General features: G+C 36.0%; 5 protein-coding genes and 1 pseudogene. 5 read left to right on the top strand and 1 reads right to left on the bottom strand.

What is annotated here, in order from left to right:
* The 4 genes from Q0Q74_RS14000 to Q0Q74_RS13985 all read left to right on the top strand — a co-directional run.
* Positions 1-279 (top strand): hypothetical protein (locus Q0Q74_RS14000; RefSeq protein WP_294431869.1); only part of this gene is annotated, 279 nt, incomplete at its 5' end.
* A gap of 2 nt (positions 280-281) precedes the next feature.
* The gene (locus Q0Q74_RS13995) at positions 282-1,979 is read left to right on the top strand and encodes a hypothetical protein (RefSeq protein WP_294431868.1); all 1,698 of its coding nucleotides are present in this window, start codon (positions 282-284) and stop codon (positions 1,977-1,979) included.
* Positions 1,980-1,991: 12 nt separating this feature from the next.
* Positions 1,992-3,356: a tetratricopeptide repeat protein gene (locus tag Q0Q74_RS13990; protein ID WP_294431867.1), complete on the top strand. Its 1,365-nt coding sequence runs from the start codon at positions 1,992-1,994 to the stop codon at positions 3,354-3,356.
* A 33-nt stretch (positions 3,357-3,389) separates the two neighbouring features.
* Entirely contained in the window at positions 3,390-4,439 is a 1,050-nt protein-coding gene (locus Q0Q74_RS13985) for a type I restriction enzyme HsdR N-terminal domain-containing protein (RefSeq protein ID WP_294431865.1), read from the top strand.
* Between the two features lie 29 nt (positions 4,440-4,468).
* Here the strand turns inward: Q0Q74_RS13985 and Q0Q74_RS13980 are convergent, their stop codons facing one another.
* Entirely contained in the window at positions 4,469-4,600 is a 132-nt protein-coding gene (locus tag Q0Q74_RS13980; RefSeq protein WP_294431863.1) for a hypothetical protein, read from the bottom strand.
* 146 nt (positions 4,601-4,746) lie between these two features.
* Between Q0Q74_RS13980 and Q0Q74_RS13975 the strand changes: the two are divergent.
* A pseudogene (locus Q0Q74_RS13975) lies at positions 4,747-5,278 on the top strand (tRNA 2-thiouridine(34) synthase MnmA); the annotation flags it as partial.

Here is a 5,278-nt window from a genome sequence, read left to right as displayed (position 1 = left end):
AAATATAATATTCTTTTTCCTATAGAATATACAAAAAATTATAAAGAAATGTATGAAATAAAAGATGATAACTTTTTACATCATGAAAAAACTTTGATTTTGTCACAAAATATTCAATTTTTATTTAATGAGAAAACAAAACTTCTTCTTGTCCGAAGTAATACTCTTGGAAAACATGTAAGAATTAAACTAGCTGGGGATTTTGACTCTATTACAAAAGAATTGGAAGAAAAAAATACAAAACTTCCAGTTTCTTCCATTACCCTGCTGGCAAATTAACAATGAAAAATTACTCGCCCTTCACTCCGAAAAATTCCGAAGTTCTCGTCTTCATCGGTGCAGGAGCAACAGCATCTTTAGGAATGCCTCAGACTGCTACGCAAACAGAGATTTTTCGTGCTCTATCAAAAGAGAAGGCTGATTACAAAGTAGTTCTTGAAAGTTACGGCTACTTCACAACAAAAGATTTAAGCAAAATCGTTTCGTTCTTGAAAATTCTTGATGGCAATGCACAGGATTCCTCAAATTTTGAAATTTCATATTCTGATATAGAAGAGATGAAAAACATCTATCGACACTGCAATGACAATGAACTTTTTAAAAAGCGTATTCTTGAATTACGACATGATTATGACTGGAATGCACTCAAAAAGATTCTGAAAATATGCCCTCACAATGAAAGCCATGATAATCTTATCCGTGATGTTTTTTCGCTCATTGATAAAAAACTTCTCTCGCAGCAAGCTCTTAAAGTAAAAAATAATGGGCATGAAGAAGAAATCTTACCAGTTAGCAGACTCCAGGGAGCAAGGAACTTTTTGATTCTGTTCATTAATATGCTTTTTGCAGAACGGTGGTACAGAATTGCAAATGGTGAAAGGTCTGAGCTATTTGAAAAGTATAAAAAATTTCTCAACACATTTGGAAAAATGATGCAAGAAGAAGGTCATCGCTTTTATCAGAAAGGTTATAAAGTCAATCAGCAAGATTTTTATCTGTTTTCGACTTCATTTGTTTCATTCAATTTTGAAATGGTCTTTCCGTGGATTCTTATGAATTCGCATCGTGAACTGAATACTGAAAAAAGAACCTACATTCAAGACCAGCCTATTAAACTTTGGCTTGACTTTGGCGTTGAGCATCGTGGAAGAAAATCTGATGACGAAGGAAAAGTTCTTCCGACTTTGGAGTTCACGGAAAGCGTTGCGAGCCGAGAAAATGAAGAATCTCATATCGGAACACCTCTAAACCGTGCCGGTAAATTCTATTTTGCGCACGGTTCTTCAAACTGGCGAGAATGCCCGGCCTGCGGAAGAATGACATTTTTTAACGGCGGAAATCTCTGGGATTACAAGTCAAAAAAACTTATTCCGCCCTTCCCGATTCCGCTTTTTGAAAGTGAAAATTATGAAATGCTGACTGAAAAAGAAAAGGAATGGCACACAAATCAGCTTCACTCAGACTCAATGCAATGTATGCACTGTGGTTCTGAAACATTTGCATATTCTGCCCCGATGATTATGCAGAGCTTGTACAAATCAATTCCGACCTCATTTCTTGAAGAAATCCAGCGAAATGTCCGTGTAAGCTTGGAAAAGGCAAGACATATCATCTTGTTCGGCTATCAGCTTCCACCCGATGATACAGTCTGGCAACAAACTTTTGCAGAAGCCGTAAGATCACGATTAGGTACAGATAATGCAGCGTATTGTACGATTGTTGTCGGTCTCTCAGAGGAACTCAATTGGTTATATAACGATGATTTGAAAAGATATGTAGAACTTCATCAAAATCCTGCTGATAAAGAAAGATACGGTGTTAATGCCATAGAAAACGCATGGGCTATATTTGGAAAAGAAAATGTCCGAGCTTGGACTGGCGGAATTCCGCAGGTGTTCGGAAATTGCACGGAAAAAGATGTGAGAGAATTGTTCTGTCCGAAAGATTTCGTAAATTGGACTGGAACAAGATTAGAATAGCAGGAGATTAATATGGACACAGAAGAAATAGTAGCAAAAGTTTTAGCTCTATATGAGTCAGATTTGTTGTATGAAATTATTGATTACTATGGCCAAAAGAATGATACAGGAAGATTTGTTTCTATTGATATTGATGGAATAAATGAAATATTAGAAGCGTACAATTTCTTAAATCAAAAAGGTGGAGATGAAAAACCTATTAACGCAATAGACGATATTATATCACGAGACGGATTTAATTATTTTATTTTCAAACAAAGTTTTTGTTATGCGACAGATATTATTAAAATCTCAAATTCTGACAATCGTAACTGTTTGAATGGGTTAAAACTTTTAAAAAAATCGTTAACGGATATTCAATTCGAATTTCATCCTAAAAATGAAGAAGTTTTTAAGAGATTGTTTATTTTACTTAAACAGGCAAACAGATACTATTACATAAAAGGCAAAAACACGCCAATTAAAAATGTCTGGACTATGAGCCAAACTTTTTCTGTAAAATCAGATTTAAGGAGATGTATTTTTCTATCTGACTACTATAGAAAATATTTATCTAAAGGACTCTATAGAATTATAATTGAACTTCCGTACTGTGAAAACTATGAGGATTATACTTTAAAACAACTTGAGAATGAAATATCTGAAATTAGACAACATATTTTAGAGGAAAAACAAAAAAGAATAAAACATGATTGGCATTTGAAAACTGATAGAATTACAAAAAATTATGAAAAACTAACATCTCTTCCATTCTCTGCGCATATAGAAAAAGAACAGCAAATTTCAAAACCAAAAACACTTGCCATTGAAGAAGAGTATAAAATCGGATGTGAATTCTATAAAGAAGGTCTTTATGAAAAAGCACTGAAACACTTCTCGAACTTGGCAGAACAAGGTTATTCTTTAGCTCAAAAATCTCTCGCAGATATGTATTTCAAAGGGGAAGGTACAGAAAAGGATTTTTCAAAGGCATTAGAATGGTACGAAAAGTCTGCAGAGCAAGGAAATGATAATACCAGATTAGATATTATTAATATCTATTATGACAATGAACTGTTTTTTAAGTTAAATAACTTTTCTGTATGGTTAAATGAACCCCATTTATTAGAAACTGCAAAAGCAAACTTTCTGTTAGGTTACATATATTTTACAGGCAAAGATATAGAGCAAAATTTCTCAAAAGCATTACTTTTCTGGCAAAAAGCAGCTATACTGGGAGATGCAAAATCACAATTCTGTCTTAGTTGTATGTATCGCGATGGAATTGGTGTGGAAAATGATATTGAAAAAGCGAAAGAATTGTGGGATAAATGTAAAGATTTATTAGCTTTGTCAACAATCAATAATCTTAATAAAATATTTCCTAGAAATCTTTAGAAGAAAACTCAAAGCATAAGGAGTCAAACAATTATGTCATACGAAGCTTATTGGAATAAAATCGTTTCACAGTTCAACAAGAACCTCAACAGCAAGGAAGAAATCGTCCAAACCTCATGGGAACTACTCTTTTCCACCATTTTCAACTATTCTGATTCTGACATCGACTCCCAGCGTTCCGTAAAAATGGGCGTAATGACAAAACGTGCTGATATCGTTATAAAAAACGACACAGAAGATTTGTTCGTCGTAGAACTAAAACGTCATACCCTTCACGACGGACAGGCTCAGCTTTTCAGTTATCTTAATCAACTCAAAATCGACCTGGGAATTCTTGTCTGCGATAATCTTTACATCTACGATTACGATTTTACAGCAAAAGAAGACTCGTATTCCGTGCTTGAGATTCCATTCACACAGGATAATCCGAACGGAAGCCGATTTGTCGAGCTTTTCTCAAAGGATAATTTTGACAAGCAAAAAATCAAGGACTTCATCAAAGAAAGCAATCAAAAGAAAAACAGCGAGACTGAAATCAAAAATGAACTTTCTGTAAATCTGATTACGGAATTGTTAAAAAATCATTTTGCAGAAAAATACCCTGCTGTCGATGTCGAAAAGATTCTTGCAGATTACAATATTTCAATAAGCCAAAAATCTGTAGCAGTCGCTCCAACATTTGTTTCTGACAATCCTGCAGTAAGTCACTCATACATACAAAGCCCAGCTTTAGGTGCAAAAGACAGCACTCAGTTCATGGTGAACGGAAGTCCGACTGGCGGAAAAGGGCCTACTGTTTATAGAGCCGTCCAATTTTATGTTGAATCTCACAAAGACATTTCTTTCAACGAGCTTCAGGCAGCATTTCCTGATTATTTGGCAAAACCAGGTTTTGGAAAAATGATTCGACGGTGGGAAGAAGTAACTCCTCAACAATGGTCTGGCAGTCGTTTCAATAAACACCCGATAATTCTTGCCGACGGCACTAAAGTCGTTGTTTCTACGCAATGGAAGCCAGATAATATGCACAATTTCATCGAAAATGTCGCACGGCTAGGAATTGAAATAAAGGCAATCAATTAATCTCCCGCTATCCCCAAAAATTCCTCAGGTCAACCATCTTTACCGATGTCATGGAAAAATCCTTTATATTCCAAGTCAATACAGCTAAGGTTGAAATTTTTCGCACACAACATTTGCAGGCTGTCTTCCAAATCTTTTACGGCAGAGTCTTTGGAAATCATTTCAAAATCATTCTGGAGTATCGGGATTAGCCTGAATTACATCAATAATTATATTGACTTAGGTCCCTGTGGCGCAATGAATTGCGACACGGGGGAGAGACTTCTCCCCTTTTCTATCTTTTTACCTTGTGATATAATAGGCTGATATGAATTACGAAGTGTTAGATATGCCAAAGAAAGGCGATACTGTTGTCGTCGGAATGAGCGGCGGTGTAGACTCAACTTTAACTGCTCTTATGCTAAAGGAAAAAGGCTGCAATGTTATCGGTGTTACAATGTCACTGTGGGACGGAAAACTCCCTGAAATCAAGAGCGATAAGCCCATGAGAGAAGCCTGCTATGGCCCTGGTGAAGAAGAAAATATTGAAGAATGCAAGAAATTTTGTGCCGAGCATGGAATTGAATATCATGTAATCGAAGTTCAGGAAACATACCGGCAGAAAGTCCTCGAATATTTTAAGGCTGAATATCGTGCCGGTCGCACTCCAAATCCCTGCATTCAATGCAACCGCTACATCAAATTCGGTGCTCTCCTCGATGGAATCCAGAATCTTTCAATTAATTATGATTATTTCTGTACAGGTCACTATGCAAAAATCGTCAGGCCTCAGGAAGGTGTTTTTGGAAGCGACAAAAAGCCGTGCATGATTGCGACTGCCGCCGACATCACAAAAGACC

The sequence above is a fragment of the uncultured Treponema sp. genome (assembly GCF_946187725.1).
In the GTDB taxonomy this organism is placed as follows: Bacteria; Spirochaetota; Spirochaetia; order Treponematales; family Treponemataceae; genus Treponema_D.
This window is presented reverse-complemented; position numbering and strand designations above follow the sequence as displayed.